The sequence below is a fragment of the Frigoribacterium sp. MCBA15_019 genome (genome assembly GCF_001864945.1).
GTDB lineage: Bacteria > Actinomycetota > Actinomycetes > Actinomycetales > Microbacteriaceae > Frigoribacterium.
In genome coordinates, this window is the sequence record NZ_MJGS01000017.1 from 258,765 (window position 1) to 274,969 (window position 16,205).

The following is a 16,205-nucleotide window of genomic DNA, read 5'->3' on the forward strand; positions in this document are numbered from 1 at the left end:
GAGCTGTCCCCCGGGCGTCGATCGGGACGGTCGCCGCTACGTGAACGCCCTCCGCGACACTCGGCGGCCGACGTCCGAGGGACCAAGAGGAAACCGCCACCGCCCGACGGGATCGGGCGGTGACGGTTTCCCGTCCGTGGAGCGGGCGGTGGCCTAGGCGAACGCCTCGGCCGGCGGGCAGTTGCAGAACAGGTTGCGGTCACCGTAGGCCTGGTCGATGCGGCGCACCGGCGGCCAGTACTTGCCGCGCACGAGCGAGCGGACCGGGTACACGGCCTCTTCGCGCCCGTACTCGGCTGTCCACTCGCCGACGACGACCGACTCGGCCGTGTGCGGCGCACCGCGCAACGGGCTCGACTCGGCGGTGTACCGACCGGAGGCCACCTCGTCGGCCTCGCGCTTGATCGCGATCATCGCATCGACGAAGCGGTCGATCTCGGCGAGGTCCTCGCTCTCGGTCGGCTCGACCATGAGGGTGCCCGCCACGGGGAACGACATGGTCGGGGCGTGGAAGCCGTAGTCGATGAGGCGCTTGGCCACGTCGTCGACGGTGACCCCGGTCGCGTCGCGCAACGGTCGCAGGTCGAGGATGCACTCGTGCGCCACGAGGCCGTTCTCGCCCGCGTACAGCACGGGGAAGTGCTCACGCAGGCGGGCGGCGACGTAGTTGGCCGCCAGGACGGCCGCCCCGGTGGCCCGGGTGAGGCCCTCGGTGCCCATCATGCGCACGTAGGCCCAGCTGATCGGCAGGATGCTCGGGGACCCGTACGGAGCGCTCGAGACCGGCACGCCGGCGTGGGCGAGGCGGTCGCCGTCGGCCGCGAGGGCCGCCCCCGTGCGTCGGTCGGCCTGCTGGGCCATCGGGTGGCCGGGCAGGAAGGGTGCGAGGTGGGCCTTGGCCGCCACCGGCCCCACGCCCGGACCGCCGCCGCCGTGCGGGATGCAGAAGGTCTTGTGCAGGTTGAGGTGCGAGACGTCGCCGCCGAAGTCGCCGAAGCGCGCGACCCCGAGCAGGGCGTTGAGGTTCGCCCCGTCCACGTAGACCTGACCGCCGGCCGCGTGCACGGCGTCGGTGAGGGCGACGATGTCGTGCTCGTACACACCGTGCGTCGACGGGTAGGTGATCATCAACGCCGCGAGCTGGGCCGCGTGCTGCTCGACCTTGGCCCGCAGGTCGTCCAGGTCGACGTTGCCGCCCTCGTCGCAGGCGACCACGACGACGCGCATGCCCGCGAGGACCGCGCTGGCCGCGTTGGTGCCGTGTGCGCTCTGCGGGATCAGGCAGACCGTGCGCTCGACGTCGCCGTTCGACAGGTGGTAACCGCGGATCGCGAGCAGACCGGCCAGCTCGCCCTGGCTGCCGGCGTTGGGCTGCAGCGAGACGGTGTCGTAGCCCGTGACCTCGGCCAGCCACCCTTCGAGCTGACCGATGAGGTCGAGGTACCCCGCCACGTCGTCGGCCGGGGCGAACGGGTGCACGCCGGCGAACTCGGGCCAGGTGACCGCGGCCATCTCGGTCGCCGCGTTGAGCTTCATCGTGCAGCTGCCGAGCGGGATCATGCCGCGGTCGAGCGCGTAGTCCTTGTCGGCGAGGTGCTTGAGGTAGCGCATCATGCTGGTCTCGCTGCGGTGGGTGCGGAAGACCGGGTGCGTGAGGTAGTCGCTCGTCCGCAGCAGCGCCTCCTGCAGGCCCGAGGGGACGGCATCGGCGAGCAGGTCGACGCCGAGCACCTCGGCGACGACGCGGACGTCGTCACGGGTGGTGGTCTCGTCGAACGAGAGGCGGACGCAGTCGCCGTCGACGGCGTGCAGCAGGTAGCCCCGGTCGTGTGCCGCGGCGACGATCTCGGCCGCCCGGCCCGGGACGAAGACCTGGAGGGTGTCGAAGAACGAGTCGCTCTCGAGCTCGAGCTCGCTCGCCCCGATCGCGGCCGCCAGGTCGGAGGCGTGGCCGTGCACGCGCGTCGCGATGTGCCGCAGACCCCAGGGGCCGTGGTACACCGCGTACATCGACGCCATGACCGCGAGCAGCACCTGAGCGGTGCAGATGTTCGACGTGGCCTTCTCGCGACGGATGTGCTGCTCGCGGGTCTGCAGGCTGAGGCGGTAGGCGGGCTGGCCGACGGCGTCCTGCGAGACCCCCACCAGGCGACCGGGCAGCTGACGCTCGAGCCCGGTGCGGACGGCCATGTAGCCCGCGTGCGGACCGCCGAAGCCCATCGGCACGCCGAAGCGCTGGCTCGTGCCGACGGCGACGTCGGCCCCGAACTCGCCGGGTGCCTCGATCAGCGTGAGCGCGAGCAGGTCGGCGGCGACGACGGCCAGGCCGCCGTGGGCGTGGGCCGCCTCGACGACGGCGCGGGGGCTCCAGACGGAGCCCGACGCCGAGGGGTACTGCACGAAGACGCCGAACGACTCGGGCAGCTCGGCGGGGTCGAGCACCGAGAGGTCGAGCTCGACGAGCTCGATGCCGACGGCCTCGGCGCGGCCGGCGAGCAGGGCCTTGGTCTGCGGGAAGGTGTCGCTGTCGACGACGAAGACGTCGGTCTTCACCTTCGACGCGCGACGGGCCAGCAACATGCCCTCGACGACGGCCGTGCCCTCGTCGAGCATCGACGCGTTCGCGGTCGTGAGCCCGGTCAGCTCGGCCACCATCGTCTGGAAGTTGATGAGGGCCTCGAGTCGACCTTGCGAGATCTCGGGCTGGTACGGCGTGTACGCGGTGTACCAGCTGGGGTTCTCGAGCACGTTGCGCTGGATGACGGCCGGGGTGACGGTGTCGTAGTACCCGAGACCGAGGAGGCTGCGCGAGACGCGGTTGCGCCCCGCGAGGGCCCGCAGCTCGGCGAGCGCCTCTTCTTCGCCGATCGGCTCGGGCAGCACGCTGCCCTCGACGGCCGCGGCGTGGATCGCGTCGGGCACGGCGGCCGCGACGAGCGACTCGACGCTGTCGTGCCCCACGGCGGCGAGCATGGTCGCCTGGTCGCCCGGCGTGGTGCCGACGTGGCGGTCGACGAAACCGGTGGCGACCTGGTCGGACCAGCCGCCGAAGACGGAGCCGCCCGTCTGCTCGGCGCTCATTCGGCGGTCAGCGCGACGTACTCGTCGCGCGAGAGCAGGCCCTGGCCGTCGGTCGACGACAGGGTGATCTTGATGAGCCAGCCCTCGCCGAACGGGTCGCTGTTGACGAGGTCGGGGCTGTCGACGACGGCCTGGTTGGCCTCGAGCACCGTGCCGAGCGCGGGGGCGAACAGCTCGCCGACCGACTTGGTCGACTCGATCTCGCCGACGACCGTGCCGGTCTCGACCTCGGTGCCCTCGGCGGGCAGGTCGACGTAGACGACGTCGCCCAGCTTGTCGGCGGCGTAGTCGGTGATGCCCACGGTGGCGGTGTCGCCGTCGATCAGGAGCCACTCGTGCTCGGCGGTGTACTTCAGTGCGGTGAGATCGGTCATGGCCGGTCCTTTCGAGGGAGGGGGTGCCTAGGAGCGCTTGTAGAAGGGCAGCGGGACGACGGTGGCGGCGACGGCGGTGCCGCGGACGTCGACGGCCAGCGCGGGACCGCGGTCGACGACGTCGGGGTCGACGTAGGCCATGGCCACCGGGTGGCCGAGCGTGGGCGACAGCGCGCCGCTCGTGACCTCGCCGACGACGGTGCCGTCGTCCGTGACGACGGGGTACCCCGCCCGCGCGGCCCGACGCCCGGTGAGCGTCAGTCCGACGAGGACGCGGGCGCCGGCGCCGGGCTCGACGTTGGAGCGCCCGACGAAGTCCTTCGCGGTGTCGACGACCCGACCGAGCCCTGCCTGGTCGGGACGCACGTCGAGGCCGAGCTCGTGGCCGTAGAGCGGCATGCCCGCCTCGAGACGGAGCGTGTCGCGGCTGGCCAGCCCCGCGGGGACGAGCCCCCGGGGTCCGCCGGCCTCGGCGATCGCGGCCCACAGCGACGGGGCGGTCTCGGGGTCGACGTAGAGCTCGAAGCCGTCCTCGCCGGTGTACCCGGTGCGCGCGATCAGCACGGGGGCGTCGTCGAAGGTGGCCTGCAGCACGCGGTAGTACCGCAGCGTCGACAGCGGAGCGTCGGGCTGGAGGCGGTCGGCCGTGACGAGTTCGTCGAGCACGCCCTCGCTCTCGGGCCCCTGGACCGCGATCAGCGCGGTGTCGTCGCTCTCGTCGTCGACCGTGACGTCGAATCCGGAGGCGCGGGTCGCGAGGGCCGCGAACGCCGCCTCGCGGTTTCCCGCGTTGGCCACCACGAGGTAGTCGTGTTCGTCGAGGCGGTAGACGACGAGGTCGTCGACGATCCCGCCCTCGGCGGCGAGCAGGAGCGAGTACTTCGCCCGCCCGACGGCGATGGTCGAGAGGGTGCCGGCCAGGGCGTGGTCGAGGAAGGCCCCCGCCTCGGGCCCGACGACGGCGATCTCGGCCATGTGCGAGAGGTCGAAGAGCCCGGCGGCGGTTCGGACGGCGTGGTGCTCGGCGAGGTCGGAGTCGTACCGGACCGGCATCTGCCACCCCGCGAAGTCGGTGAAGACGGCGCCGGCGGCGACGTGGACCCCGTGCAACGGGCTGTAGCGCTCGTCGGGCTCGTCGGGTTCGTCGGAACCCGTCAGGTCGTGGGCGTCGCCCGGCCCCGTGGCGATGCCCTCGGTGCCGTCGTCGGAGAGGACGACGTCGCCGTCGAGCGCGGCGGACGCCTCGGCGGCGCGGAGGTCGTCGTCGTCGGGCCCGGGGGCGGCGGGAAGGTTCGAGGCTGCGTCGGACATCGGTGCTCCTGAGAGGGACGGACCGGCCGCCAGGTGTCTCGGCCGGGAACGGTGCCGTGCGGATGGGGCACGACGGGGCAGCCCTGTCCGGCGGTCCGCCGATCGGGGCTCCCCCTCTGTCATGGGCCTGAGAGCTTCACCGGCCGGGGCCGGTTTTCACCGTGGGCGAGGACCGGCGAGGGGTCTGTCGACCGCCTCGCGCCTCCTGCTTTTCAGAGTGGCCAGTCCGTCGCGGTACGCGTACCTGAGAGATTGGCGGGGAGCTTGCTCCTTCGGTGCCCGGTCGGCGCAGTCTCTGCGCACCGGAGCTCTCCCGCGACGTGTTCGTGGCCCGATGTTCGATTGTGGCGTCAGCCTAGCGTCGTCGTGTGACGCGCAGGTTTCGGGTGTGCACGCGATTCCTGTCGCCCGGACGACGAACGACGCCCCGACCGGGTGCGGTCGGGGCGTCATGGGGTCGTCGTGGGTGGTGTCAGACGGCGCGCGAGGGCTGCCCCGGCTCGGGCGATCCGGCGGCCTCGTGCTCGGCGACGAGCTTGCGGACGTCGTCCGCCAGCTGGGCGACGCCCTCGGGCAGCATCTCGAAGCCCTCACGGTTGCCCGGGTTGACGACGAGGCCGGTCTCGGCCGGGATGGCCTGCACGAGTTCGGCCGCCGGGAGGGTCGCCGAGAACTCGGCCACGCCCTTGACCTGCTCGCCGATCATGTCGACGTGGGTGAAGGCGGCGAGCATCGGCACGCCCTCGCGGTCGAAGAGCACGGGCTGCAGGTCGTTCAGCGACTCCTGCGCGTCGGTGGCCGTGGCGACGACGACCTGGGCGTTGACGAACTCGGCGAGCACGCTGTTCATGTCGCCCTCACCCGCCTGGCCCTTGCTGATGGCCTGTTCGAGTGCGGTCTTTTCGCGGTTGTCCGTGTCGGTCATCCGACCAGCCTGCCGGGCGAACCTCCGTGTCGGCTCAGCGTCCCGCGTGGTGCGCGGCCCCGCTGATCGCTACCCTGTGCAGCACCCCGCCGTGTCGCACCCACCTCGAGGAGCCCTCGTGCCCCGCAGCCTCCGCCCGTCCCACCGAACCGCCGCGCCGGCCCTGGCCGTCGCGGGCCTGGCCCTCGTGCTGCTCGTGTCCGGGTGCTCCGGCGGTGAGCCGGCCTCGTCGCCGAGCCCGACCAGCACCGCGTCGGTGACGCCCACGCCCACGCCCACCGCCTCGGACGACGCGACGGCCCTGCCCGACGCCACCGCGCTGCCGACGACCGAGCCGCCCGCTCCTTCCACGGCCCAGGCCCAGGAGGCGCCCCCCGCGTGGCACGCGTGCGTCACGGCGATCGGTCAGCAGTACCCCGACCTCCCGTACCTGGACGACGTCTGGGCGTACGAAGCCGACGACGTCCGCGACAGCGACGTCGGCGCGATCGCCACCGTCACGATGGGTCACCTCGCCGACGGTCGCCCCGCCACCGAGTGGACCTGCCAGATCTCGGGCACCCCCGATTCGCCCGTCGTCGACTCGGTCTCGCCGGCCGACGTCTGAGCCGCGGTCGCCGTCGCCGGTCCGTCTAGGGCGCGACGGCGACGACGACCGTGCCGTCGATCTCGTCGTCGCGGACGACCCGGGCCCGGAGGCCCGCGGCGACCAGCGCCTCCTGCGTGTCGGCGGCCTGACGCTCGCTCGTCTCGAGGACGAGGGTGCCGCCGGGCGCCAGCCAGTCGCCGACCTCGGCGGCGATCCGCCGGTGGAGGTCGAGCCCGTCGGCCCCGCCGTCGAGGGCGAGCGGCGACTCGTGGAGGCGCGCCTCGGGAGGCATGGACGGGATCGCGTCGGTCGGCACGTACGGCGCGTTCGCCGCGATCACCCGGAACCGACCGCGCAGCGACACCGGCAGGCCGTCGAACAGGTCTCCCCGGACGACCGTCCCCCGCTCGGCGAGGTTGCGACGGGCGCAGTGGACGGCCACCGGGTCGAGGTCCGTGGCCCAGAGGTCGAGACCCGGGTGCTCGACGGCGAGCACGGTCGCGACGGCGGCGGCGCCGCAGCAGAGTTCGAGCACGGCGAGGGGACGGGTCGCGAGGCCCCGCGCGGCACCCGCCTCGGCGAGCGCCGCCTCGGCCTGCCGCAGGACCAGCTCTGTCCGGCGGCGCGGCACGAAGACACCCGGCTCGACGACGATCCGTCGCCCGGCGAAGGCCGCCCAGCCGAGGACCTGCTCGAGGGGTCGTCCCGCGACGCGATCGGCGACCATCGACTCGAGCGCGTCGCCGTCGGCGGCCTCGTCGAGCAGCAACCGCGCCTCGTCCTCGGCGAAGACGCAGCCCGCGGCCCGCAGGCGACGGGTGACGATCTGCTCACGGTCGGGCTCGGGGATCGTCACGCGACCACGCTAGACCGACGCGTAGGCTGACGAGACCCGACGGCACGAGGGAGAACATGAAGCCGCTGACCGAGAACGACATCCGCGAGTCGTTCGTCAACGCCCTGCCGGGCGACCTCGACCGCCTGCCGATCCCCGGACTGCACGAGATGCTCTGGGAGGACCGCGAGTTCCTGGGCTGGCGCGACCCCCAGGCTCACCACCGGGGCTACATCGTCCACTGGATGGACGACCGGCCCGTCGGTCTCGTCGTCCGGTCGTCGAGCAGTTCGCTGCGCCCCGGCATCGCCGCCATGTGCTCGCTCTGCCACTCGCCCCAGCCGGCCACGCAGGTGCGCCTCTTCACCGCCCCCAAGGCCGGCGAGGCCGGGCTGAACGGCAACACGCTCGGCACCTACATCTGCGAGGACCTCGCCTGCTCGCTGCTGATCCGGGTCGCTCCCCCGCACCTCAACCCGCCCGAGCAGATCGCGCGACGCTCGGCCGGCCTCGCCGAGCGGGTGCAGGGCTTCACGGCCAACGTCATGAAGACCGCCTGACGCGCGGCCGCGCCGCACACCCTCACCGCACCTCCTGCCGACCCCTCCCGTCCCCAGTCCCCCCACCGAAAGGCACCGTCGTGTCCGTCGTCAAGATCAACGCCATCCACGTCCCCGAAGGTTCGGGCGCCGAGCTCGAGAAGCGCTTCGCCGCGCGCAAGCACTCGGTCGACGGGGCGGAGGGGTTCGAAGGATTCCAGCTGCTGCGTCCCGTCAAGGGCGACGACCGCTACTTCGTGGTGACGACCTGGCGCAGCGAGGAGGACTTCGCGGCCTGGTCGGCCGACGGCGCGAAGGCCGCCCACGCCCGCCCCGCCGGGTCGGGCGAGGCCCCTCGCGGCCCCGTCGCGACCGGTGCCGACCTGCTCGAGTTCGAGGTCGTCGAGCTCTGATCCCCACATCGCTCGACGTCGAGCCGATGTCGGTCGCAGTGACAGCGATCTCCAGGCTTCGCGCGTAGTCTCCTGCCCAATCGCCGTCCCGCTCGGGGCCCGGCGTGAGAGGTCGCGATCGTCATGAAGAAGTCCACCCGCTGGGCCACCGCCGCCGCCGTCCCCGTGGCCGTCATCGCCGCGAGCATCGTGGTCCCCGTCGTCTCGGCCACGGCCGACGTCGACCTGCCCGACAAGACGCCGCAGCAGGTGCTGGCCCTCGCCGCCTCGAGCTCGGGGGCGTCCTACTCGGGAACGGTCGAGCAGACATCCGACCTCGGGCTGCCCGACGTGTCGGCCCAGGCCACGGGCGGTGGGTCGTCCGACGCCGCCGGCGCCCTCGAACTGCTGACCGGCAGCCACACCGCCAAGGTGTACGCCGACGGTGCCACGAAGCAGAGGGTGCAGGTGATCGACGACCTCGCCGAGCGCAACGTCATCCGTGACGGGTCGAGCGTGTGGGCCTACGACTCGAAGACGAAGGAGGCGACCCACGCGACGCTGCCCGACCAGGGGGCCGTCGAGAAACCGAGCGCCCTGCCCGACGGCACCGCCGTGCCGCAGACCCCGGCCGAATTGGCCGACCTCGTCCTGTCGTCGGTCGAGCCCACGACGACCGTCACGGCCGATTCCGACGTCAGGGTGGCCGGACGGGACGCGTACCAAGTCGTCCTGACCCCGAAGGACTCCTCGACGCTCGTCGCGAGCGCGACCCTCACCGTCGACGCCGAGACCGGCGTCCCGCTCAAGGTCGTCGTCGCCGCGAAGGGGCAGAGCGACCCGGCCCTGTCGGCCGGGTTCACCTCGGTCGACTTCGGTGCCCCCGCGGCATCCGTCTTCGCGTTCACTCCCCCGGCGGACGCGACCGTGACCGACGTGACCGTGCCGACCGGCGCCTCCGGACGGTCGGAAGGCGACGCGGCGCACGCCGAGAAGACCGTCATCGGCTCCGGCTGGAGCACGATCGTCGGGGTCACCCCGGCGGCGGGGTCGACCGACGGCACCTCGTCGACCGACGCCGACACCACGGGTCTACTCGACCAGCTGACCACGAAGGTCGACGGCGGCCGCGTGCTCGAGACCTCGCTGGTCTCGGTCCTGCTCACCGACGACGGACGGGTCTTCGCCGGGGCGGTCGACGCCTCGACGCTGCAGGCCGCCGTGGCCGGTCAGTGACCTCCGGCCGGTGAGCCACGACACCGTCGCCGTCCCGGCGTCGACCCTCGACGACGCGTCCCGAGGGGCGTTCGCCGTCGAGACGACCGGCCTGACGAAGCAGTTCGGCCGCCAGCGGGCCGTCGACGGTGTCGACCTCGCGGTGCCGCACGGCAGCGTCTACGGGTTCCTCGGCCCGAACGGCTCGGGCAAGACCAGCACGATCCGCATGCTGCTGGGACTCACCTCGGCGTCGAGCGGCGACATCCGGGTGCTCGGCGGGTCCATGCCCGACGACCTGCGTCGCGTGCTGCCTCGGGTCGGCGCCCTGGTGGAGGGTCCGGCGTTCTACCCGTTCCTGTCGGGCCGGGCGAACCTGCACCGCCTCGACTCGGGCGACCGCTCGGCCCCGGCCGCCACGCGCCGTGCCCGTGTCGACGCCGCCCTCGACCGCGTCGGCCTCGGTCACGCGGCCTCGAAGAAGGCCCATGCCTACTCGCTCGGCATGAAGCAGCGCCTCGGCATCGCGAACGCCCTGCTCATGCCGCGAGACCTGCTGGTGCTCGACGAGCCCAGCAACGGCCTCGACCCGCAGGGCACGCGCGAGGTCCGCACCCTGATCCGCTCCCTCGCCGACGAGGGCACGACCGTCTTCGTCTCGAGCCACCTGCTCAGCGAGGTCGAGCAGATGTGCACGCACATCGGCGTGATGAGCGCCGGCCGGCTGCTGACCCAGGGCACGCTCGACGAGCTGCGCGCGCTCGGCACGCACCGGGTCCGCCTGCTCACGCCCGACCCGGAGGCCGCCCGCGACGTCCTCGTGCGCCTGGGGCTCGCCCCGGAGGCGCGGGCCCGGCCGGACGCGACGCCCGCGACCGCAGGCGGTTCGGTGAGCGTGGAGGCCGAACTCGCCGTCGAGGGGCTCTCGCCCGAGTCGATCGTGGTCGCCCTCGTCGCCGCGGACGTGCGCGTGCGCGGGTTCGAGGTGGCCGGAGCCAGCCTCGAGGACCGCTTCGTCGACCTGACCGGGGAGGGCTTCGATGTCGCCGGCTGACTCCCGGGACACCCGTCCCGACGCCGTCCTCCCCGCCGACCGCACGCGGGGCGGGCCGGGTCTCGCCCTGTTGGGAAGCGAACTGGCGGTGCTCTTCCGCCGCGTCCGGACGATCGCGCTGCTCGCCGCACTGGCCCTGATCCCGGTGCTGCTCGCCGTCGCCGTCCGGGTCACGTCGTCCGACGGCGACGGTTCTCGCGGACCGGCCTTCCTCGGCGACATCACGCAGAACGGCCTCTTCGTCTCGCTCACCGCCCTGACGGTGGCGATCCCGCTCTTCCTGCCGCTGACCGTGGGGGTCGTCGCCGGCGACACGATCGCGGGCGAAGCGAGCCTGGGCACCCTGCGCTACCTGCTGGTGACCCCGGTGGGCCGGGTGCGCCTCCTGCTCGTCAAGTACGCGGCCGCGGCGGCGTTCTGCCTCGCCGCCACGCTCGTCGTGGTCGTCTTCGGGGCGATCGCCGGTGCCGCGTTGTTCCCGGTCGGGCCGGTCACCCTGCTCTCGGGGCAGACGATCGGCCTGGGCGACTACGCGCTGAGGCTGCTGCTGATGGCGCTCTACGTGACCATGTCGCTGCTCGGCCTCACGGCGATCGGCGTCTTCGCCTCGACGCTGACGAGCGTGCCGGTGGGTGCCATGGCCGCCACGATCGTGCTCTCGACCGTCGCGCAGATCGTCGATGCGCTGCCGCAGCTGGACGTCCTGGACCCCTGGCTGTTCACGCACCACTGGCTGGGCTTCGCCGACCTCATGCGCGCCCCGGTCTCGTGGGACTCGTTCGGTGCCAACGCCCTGCTGCAGGCCGGTTACGTCGTGGTCTTCGGTGCCCTGGCGCTCGGCCGGTTCACCACCAAGGACGTCCTGAGCTGACCCGTCGGCGCGCCGGTGTCGGCGGTCGCGGTTACCGTGGATCGGTGTTTTCCCGTACCCGCCGCTCCCCTGTCACCTCCCGACCGGTCGGCCTGACCGTGGCGGCGTCGCTCGCCGCGATGGCCATGCTCACCGCGGCCGGCTGCACGTCCACGTCGGTCGACGACGCCGACGGGCGCACGGCCCTCGTCACCCACGAGCAGGAGGCGCGGGTCACCGTGGTCGGCGCCGCCACCGCCCCCGAGAGGGCCGTCGAGGCCAGCCGGGCGATGTTCGCCTCGAGTCCGGTGGCGGTCGTCGCGCCGGACGGGGACGAGGCAGGCCAGGCGGAGGCGGCCGACGAGGCGGAGCGACTCGGCGTGCCGATGCTGCTCGCCCCGGCCGCAACGTCGACCAGGTCCCCGATGGACGACACGTCGACCGACGGCACGTCGAACGGCGACTCGTCGACCGGGCCGTCCGTCCTGGCGGCCGAGCTCGATCGGCTCGGCGTCGAGACCGTGCTGGCGGTGGGCGACGTGGGGGCCGTCGACGGGGCGCGCGTCGAGGTGGCGACCAGCGCCTCCTCGGTCGACGTGCCCGACGCGGCGACGCCCCTCGACGACGTCCTCGCCGTCGTGGCGGGGGCCGACGACGTCGCGGCCACGGCCACCGCGCGAGCCGCGGGTGCCGAGGTGCAGGCGCTGCCCGACGGGGTCGTCGACCTGCAGGCGTCCGGCGAGGCGATCGACGCACTGCACGCCTCGACGACGACCGACACGGTCTTGATCGGCTCCTCGTTCTCGACCGTGCGCGACCCCGGGTGGTCGGTCGCCGCGGCCCGATCCGGTGCCCAGCTGCCCGGCGGCGGGCAGCGGTTCTTCCCCGATCGGCGGTTCGTGGCGCTCTACGGGGCGCCGGGCACGGGGGCGCTCGGGGTGCTCGGCGAGCAGGACGTCGCCGCGACCGTGCAGCGGGCCGCCGACGTCGCGGCGAGCTACGACGCGGCGAGCGACCGGCCCGTCGTGCCGATGCTCGAGGTCATCGCGACCGTCGCCGCCGGTGCCGCGGGGGACGACGGCGACTACTCGAACGAGCTGTCGGTCGAGAGCATCGAGCCCTACGTCGACGCGGCCGCCGCCGCCGGCCAGTACGTGGTGATCGACCTGCAGCCCGGGCGAGCCGACTTCCTGAGCCAGGCGAAACGCTACGAGTCGCTGCTGTCGCGGCCGAACGTCGGGTTGGCGCTCGACCCCGAATGGCGCCTCGAGGCCGACCAGGTGCCGCTGCGCCAGATCGGCGGGGTCGAGGCGGGCGAGGTGAACGCCGTGTCGACCTGGCTGGCCGACCTCGTGGCGTCGAAGGGTCTGCCGCCGAAGATGTTCGTCCTGCACCAGTTCCGCCTCGACATGCTGCGCGATCGGGCATCGATCGACACGACCCGGCCCGAGCTGGCGACGCTGATCCACGCCGACGGCCAGGGCTCGCAGCCCGACAAGCAGGCCACCTGGCGCACGCTGCACGACGGGGCCCCGGCCGGGGTCGCCTGGGGCTGGAAGAACTTCTACGACGAGGACGCCCCGATGCTCTCACCCGAGCAGACGATGGCGGACGTGTCGCCCACGCCCGACCTCGTGACGTACCAGTAGCGCGTCATCGAAGCCCCCGGGCGACCCGTGCGGACGATTCACCGGCAGGTGGACGAAGATGAGGAGTCCGAAACCGACCGATGGGAACGCAGCACCGTGGCCACGAACGACGAAGTCGACCTGATCATCGACGCCTGGGCCCGCGAGCGCCCCGACATCGACTTCGCACCCCTCGACGTCTTCTCGCGCCTCCGCCGCCTGTCGCGACGTCTCGACCGCATCCGCAGCGAGGCGTTCGCCCACGCGGGCCTCGAGATCTGGGAGTTCGACGTGCTCTCGGCCCTGCGTCGGGCCGGCGATCCCTTCCAGCTCAGCCCGAAGCACCTGGTCACGGCGACCATGGTCACGAGCGGCACGATGACCAACCGTCTCGACCGTCTGGTCGAGCGCGGCCTGGTCGAGCGTCGCGGCGACCCGAGCGACGGCCGAGGCGTGCTCGTCCGCGTGACCGACGACGGCATCGCGCGGGTCGATGCCGCCATGCTGAGCCTGGTCGATGCCGAGAGCGCCAGGTTGCACTCCCTCTCGCCGGCCCAGCAGGCCCAGCTCGCCGACCTGTTGCGCCTGGTCGGCGACGAGTTCAGCTAGCCGCGTCGAGCCGCCCGGAACTCAGCTCGAGAAGGCCGAGCCGGGCAGGTCCTTCTCGCCGTCGACGATCGCCCGCACGATCCGCTCGGCCACCGCGTCCGGGTCGAGGGCGGTGCCGAACGACGGGGCCTGCCCCGCCACGGCCCGGGTCGCGAGCCCGGTGTCCGTGTGCCCCGGGCGCGCGTCGAGCACGCGGATGCCGTCGCGCCGGTACTCCCGTCCGGCGGCCGACACGAAGGCCGCCAGGGCCGCCTTCGACGCCGAGTACGCGGCCATCCCGACGGTCGGCGCCTCGGACACGACCCCGCTGATGGTCACGACGAACGGCTTCCGGCCGGCAACGGCGGACTGCGCGAGCGCCGCGTGGGCATCACGCAGCAACCGGATCGGCCCGAGTGCGTTGGTCGCGACGAGTTCGTCGAGCGTGTCGTCGTCGAGGTCCTTCGCCGCTCCGAAGGCGACGACGCCCGCGGCGACCACGACGCCGTCGAGGCGTCCGTGTTCGTCGAGGGCCGAACGGACCAGCGCCGCGCCTCCTGACGGGTCGCGCAGGTCGGCGAGGTAGGCGCCGGGCCCCGACAGCGAGTCCGGGCGTCGCGCCGCGCGCACGACGACGGCCCCCTCGTCCTCGAGCATCGCGGCGACGCGCACGCCGAGTCCGCCGGACGCGCCGGCAACGAGCACCACGGCTCCGTCGAGATCGGTCATGTCGCCGACCCTACGCGCGCCGGCCGTGACGTCGCGCGTGAGGTCGCCGGGAGAAGAGGGCACCGCAGGAGGCGCGGGTCGCGTCAGGCGGACGCGCGCACCACCAGCTCGGTCGGCAGCGTCATCGCGGCGGGCTTCTCGCCGTCGATCACCTGCAGCAGCAGGCGCACCATCTCGTTGCTGATGCGGTCGAACGGCTGACGCATGGTCGTCAGCGCCGGTGTCGTCTCGGTCGCGACGCGGGAATCGTCGAACCCGGCCACGGCGACGTCCTCGGGCACCCGACGACCGGCGGCCCGCAGGGCGTCGATCGCCCCGGCGGCCATGCGGTCGTTGCCCGCGAACACGGCGTCGATGTCGGGATGGTCGGCGAGCAGCGAGGCCATCGCGACGCGACCGCTCTCACGGCCGTAGTCGCCGTGGCGCACGAGCGACTCGTCGAGGTCGTCGCCCAGCTCGGCGCGGTAGCCCTCGAGCCGGGTGATGCCGCCGGGGGTGTCGGCCGGGCCGGTGATCGTGGCGATGCGGCGACGCCCGAGACCACGGAGGTAGGCCACCATCTCGCGGGCTCCCTCACGGTCGTCGGCGGCGACCCAGCCCATCTTCTTCTCGTGTCCGAGCGGGATGCCACAGGCGATCGCCGGCACGCCCGACTCGACCACGTCCGTCAGCAGGCGGCCACCGCTGTGTGCCGAGACGAGCAGGACGCCGTCGACGTGGCCGGCGCCGATGTACGCCAGCGCCCGCTGCTGCTCGGCCGGCGACCCGGCCATGATCAGCACGAGCGAGACGTCGCGGTCGGCGAGGGCCGCGGCGGCCCCGCGCAGCAGGATCGAGAAGTTGGGGTCCTCGAAGAGCTGCTGGTGGTCCTCGGTGAGTAGGAAGGCGACCGAGCCGGTGCGGTTCGTCGCGAGGCTGCGCGCATGCGGGTTGACGCGGTACCCGGTGGCCTTGATGGCCGCCTCGACGGCGGTCTTCGCCTCGGGGCTGACCCAGCGACCGCCGTTGAGCGCCCGCGAGACGGTGCCCCGCGAGACGCCCGCCGCCGTCGCGACGTCGTCGATGGTCGGTCGTCCCCGACCCGTCGCGCTGCTCACGCGGCCAGCATAGGGTGCCGCCGGCGCCGGGCCCGCCGGCACTACTTGACCGCGCCGGCGGCGAGGTCGACCTTCCAGAAGCGCTGAAGGACCAGGAAGATGGCGATCAGCGGGATGACCGACAGCAGCGCCCCGGTGATGACGAGCGTGTAGAGCGCCGGCGCCGACGCCCCCTGGTTGAGCAGGCCGTTGAGGCCGACCGTCAACGGGAACAGCGAGTCGTCGCCGAGCATGATGTACGGCAGCATGAAGTTGTTCCAGATGGCGACGAACTGGAACAGGAAGATCGTCACGAGCCCCGGCAGCAGCATCGGGACCGCGATGCGACCGAAGATGCCCATCTCACGGGCTCCCTCGGTGCGGGCGGCCTCGATCACGTCGGTCGGCACGGCGGCCGCGGCGTAGATGCGGGCGAGGTAGATGCCGTACGGGCTGATGATCTGCGGCAGCAGCACGCCCCAGAACGTATTGGTCAGGCCGACGTTCGCCAGCAGGAAGTACTGCGGGATCGCCAGGATGACGCCGGGCACGAGCACGCCCATCAGCAGCACGTTGAAGACGACCTTCTTGCCCGGGAACTCGAACTTCGCGAGCACGTAGCCCGAGAGCGCCGAGACGAAGGTCGACGCGATCGCGCCGATGCCGGCGTAGAGGGCCGTGTTGAGCATCCAGCGCCAGAACAGGCCGTCGCGGTACTGCGTGAGGGCGACGACGTTGTCGAGCAGGTGACCGCTCGGCGCCAGGGTGAAGGTCGAGAAGAGCTCGCCGCCGTCCTTGGTCAAGGCCATGACGACCCAGAGCACCGGGAACAGGCAGTAGACGGCGCCGATCAGCAGCAGCACCGTCGAGACGATGCTCGGCCGTTCGGCGTGCAGGCGCGGGGCGGCCGGGTCGCGCGGCACCTTGCCCGAGGCTCGGCGACCCGTCGAGGAGGCGCGGGTCGGGTCGGGCACCGGGGCCGCCGCGTCGCGGGAGCCGTCGAGGTCGATCGTGGTCAT

The 16,205-nt window shown here is 72.9% G+C and carries 16 protein-coding genes and 2 riboswitches; of the genes, 8 read left to right on the forward strand and 8 right to left on the reverse strand.

Annotated elements, in window-relative coordinates:
• Positions 1-153: 153 nt before the first annotated feature.
• The 4 genes from gcvP to BIV04_RS13380 form a co-directional block, all read right to left on the reverse strand.
• Positions 154-2,973 (reverse strand): aminomethyl-transferring glycine dehydrogenase, encoded by a 2,820-nt coding sequence (gcvP, locus tag BIV04_RS13365; protein WP_071256891.1) that lies wholly within the window; start codon positions 2,971-2,973, stop codon positions 154-156.
• A 104-nt stretch (positions 2,974-3,077) separates the two neighbouring features.
• Positions 3,078-3,455 (reverse strand): glycine cleavage system protein GcvH, encoded by a 378-nt coding sequence (gcvH, locus tag BIV04_RS13370; RefSeq protein WP_043595477.1) that lies wholly within the window; start codon positions 3,453-3,455, stop codon positions 3,078-3,080.
• A gap of 27 nt (positions 3,456-3,482) precedes the next feature.
• Positions 3,483-4,613 carry a glycine cleavage system aminomethyltransferase GcvT gene (gcvT, locus tag BIV04_RS13375; RefSeq protein WP_071256892.1) on the reverse strand — a complete coding sequence of 377 codons (1,131 nt, stop codon included), beginning with the start codon at positions 4,611-4,613 and terminating at the stop codon, positions 3,483-3,485.
• A gap of 262 nt (positions 4,614-4,875) precedes the next feature.
• A riboswitch (glycine riboswitch) is annotated at positions 4,876-4,987 on the reverse strand.
• Position 4,988: 1 nt separating this feature from the next.
• Positions 4,989-5,092: riboswitch (glycine riboswitch) on the reverse strand.
• A 146-nt stretch (positions 5,093-5,238) separates the two neighbouring features.
• Complete coding sequence (locus BIV04_RS13380; RefSeq protein WP_054144917.1) at positions 5,239-5,691, reverse strand: SseB family protein; 453 nt, start codon at positions 5,689-5,691, stop codon at positions 5,239-5,241.
• Positions 5,692-5,809: 118 nt separating this feature from the next.
• Here BIV04_RS13380 and BIV04_RS13385 point away from each other — a divergent pair, with 118 nt between their 5' ends.
• Positions 5,810-6,298, forward strand: a complete 489-nt coding sequence (locus BIV04_RS13385) for a hypothetical protein (RefSeq protein ID WP_071256782.1) — start codon at positions 5,810-5,812, stop codon at positions 6,296-6,298.
• Positions 6,299-6,323: 25 nt separating this feature from the next.
• On the opposite strand, the gene BIV04_RS13390 is transcribed toward BIV04_RS13385, so the two are convergent.
• Positions 6,324-7,136, reverse strand: a complete 813-nt coding sequence (locus BIV04_RS13390) for a putative protein N(5)-glutamine methyltransferase (RefSeq protein ID WP_255364294.1) — start codon at positions 7,134-7,136, stop codon at positions 6,324-6,326.
• Positions 7,137-7,192: 56 nt separating this feature from the next.
• Here BIV04_RS13390 and BIV04_RS13395 point away from each other — a divergent pair, with 56 nt between their 5' ends.
• The 7 genes from BIV04_RS13395 (at position 7,193) to BIV04_RS13425 (ending at position 13,402) form a co-directional block, all read left to right on the forward strand.
• Positions 7,193-7,675 carry an FBP domain-containing protein gene (locus BIV04_RS13395; RefSeq protein WP_055974070.1) on the forward strand — a complete coding sequence of 161 codons (483 nt, stop codon included), beginning with the start codon at positions 7,193-7,195 and terminating at the stop codon, positions 7,673-7,675.
• A gap of 80 nt (positions 7,676-7,755) precedes the next feature.
• Entirely contained in the window at positions 7,756-8,067 is a 312-nt protein-coding gene (locus BIV04_RS13400) for an antibiotic biosynthesis monooxygenase (RefSeq protein WP_054147586.1), read from the forward strand.
• A 123-nt stretch (positions 8,068-8,190) separates the two neighbouring features.
• The gene (locus BIV04_RS13405; RefSeq protein WP_071256784.1) at positions 8,191-9,282 is read left to right on the forward strand and encodes a sigma-E factor regulatory protein RseB domain-containing protein; all 1,092 of its coding nucleotides are present in this window, start codon (positions 8,191-8,193) and stop codon (positions 9,280-9,282) included.
• Positions 9,283-9,373: 91 nt separating this feature from the next.
• Positions 9,374-10,315: an ABC transporter ATP-binding protein gene (locus tag BIV04_RS13410; RefSeq protein ID WP_071256894.1), complete on the forward strand. Its 942-nt coding sequence runs from the start codon at positions 9,374-9,376 to the stop codon at positions 10,313-10,315.
• The gene (locus BIV04_RS13415) at positions 10,302-11,186 is read left to right on the forward strand and encodes an ABC transporter permease (RefSeq protein WP_071256787.1); all 885 of its coding nucleotides are present in this window, start codon (positions 10,302-10,304) and stop codon (positions 11,184-11,186) included. The genes BIV04_RS13410 and BIV04_RS13415 overlap by 14 nt, the downstream gene beginning before the upstream one ends.
• Positions 11,187-11,230: 44 nt before the next feature.
• Positions 11,231-12,814, forward strand: coding sequence for a hypothetical protein (locus tag BIV04_RS13420; protein WP_218141856.1), 1,584 nt, complete (start codon positions 11,231-11,233; stop codon positions 12,812-12,814).
• Between the two features lie 96 nt (positions 12,815-12,910).
• The gene (locus BIV04_RS13425; protein ID WP_071256896.1) at positions 12,911-13,402 is read left to right on the forward strand and encodes a MarR family winged helix-turn-helix transcriptional regulator; all 492 of its coding nucleotides are present in this window, start codon (positions 12,911-12,913) and stop codon (positions 13,400-13,402) included.
• Positions 13,403-13,423: 21 nt separating this feature from the next.
• Here BIV04_RS13425 and BIV04_RS13430 read toward each other — a convergent pair whose 3' ends face one another.
• The 3 genes from BIV04_RS13430 to BIV04_RS13440 form a co-directional block, all read right to left on the reverse strand.
• Positions 13,424-14,110 (reverse strand): SDR family oxidoreductase, encoded by a 687-nt coding sequence (locus BIV04_RS13430; protein ID WP_071256789.1) that lies wholly within the window; start codon positions 14,108-14,110, stop codon positions 13,424-13,426.
• An 83-nt stretch (positions 14,111-14,193) separates the two neighbouring features.
• On the reverse strand, positions 14,194-15,207 hold the full coding sequence (locus tag BIV04_RS13435) for a LacI family DNA-binding transcriptional regulator (RefSeq protein ID WP_071256898.1): 1,014 nt from the start codon (positions 15,205-15,207) through the stop codon (positions 14,194-14,196).
• A 41-nt stretch (positions 15,208-15,248) separates the two neighbouring features.
• A complete protein-coding gene (locus tag BIV04_RS13440; RefSeq protein WP_083396455.1) occupies positions 15,249-16,205 on the reverse strand; it encodes a carbohydrate ABC transporter permease in 957 nt (318 codons plus the stop codon).

Excerpts from the sequence above, each read along its gene's own strand:
- gcvP (WP_071256891.1), bottom strand. The coding sequence starts at position 2,973 with ATGCTCGCCGCCGTGGGGCACGACAGCGTCGAGTCGCTCGTCGCGGCC.
- gcvH (WP_043595477.1), bottom strand. The coding sequence starts at position 3,455 with ATGACCGATCTCACCGCACTGAAGTACACCGCCGAGCACGAGTGGCTC.
- BIV04_RS13380 (WP_054144917.1), bottom strand. The coding sequence starts at position 5,691 with ATGACCGACACGGACAACCGCGAAAAGACCGCACTCGAACAGGCCATC.
- BIV04_RS13395 (WP_055974070.1), top strand. The coding sequence starts at position 7,193 with ATGAAGCCGCTGACCGAGAACGACATCCGCGAGTCGTTCGTCAACGCC.
- BIV04_RS13405 (WP_071256784.1), top strand. The coding sequence starts at position 8,191 with ATGAAGAAGTCCACCCGCTGGGCCACCGCCGCCGCCGTCCCCGTGGCC.
- BIV04_RS13415 (WP_071256787.1), top strand. The coding sequence starts at position 10,302 with ATGTCGCCGGCTGACTCCCGGGACACCCGTCCCGACGCCGTCCTCCCC.
- BIV04_RS13430 (WP_071256789.1), bottom strand. The coding sequence starts at position 14,110 with ATGACCGATCTCGACGGAGCCGTGGTGCTCGTTGCCGGCGCGTCCGGC.
- BIV04_RS13440 (WP_083396455.1), bottom strand. The coding sequence starts at position 16,205 with ATGACCACGATCGACCTCGACGGCTCCCGCGACGCGGCGGCCCCGGTG.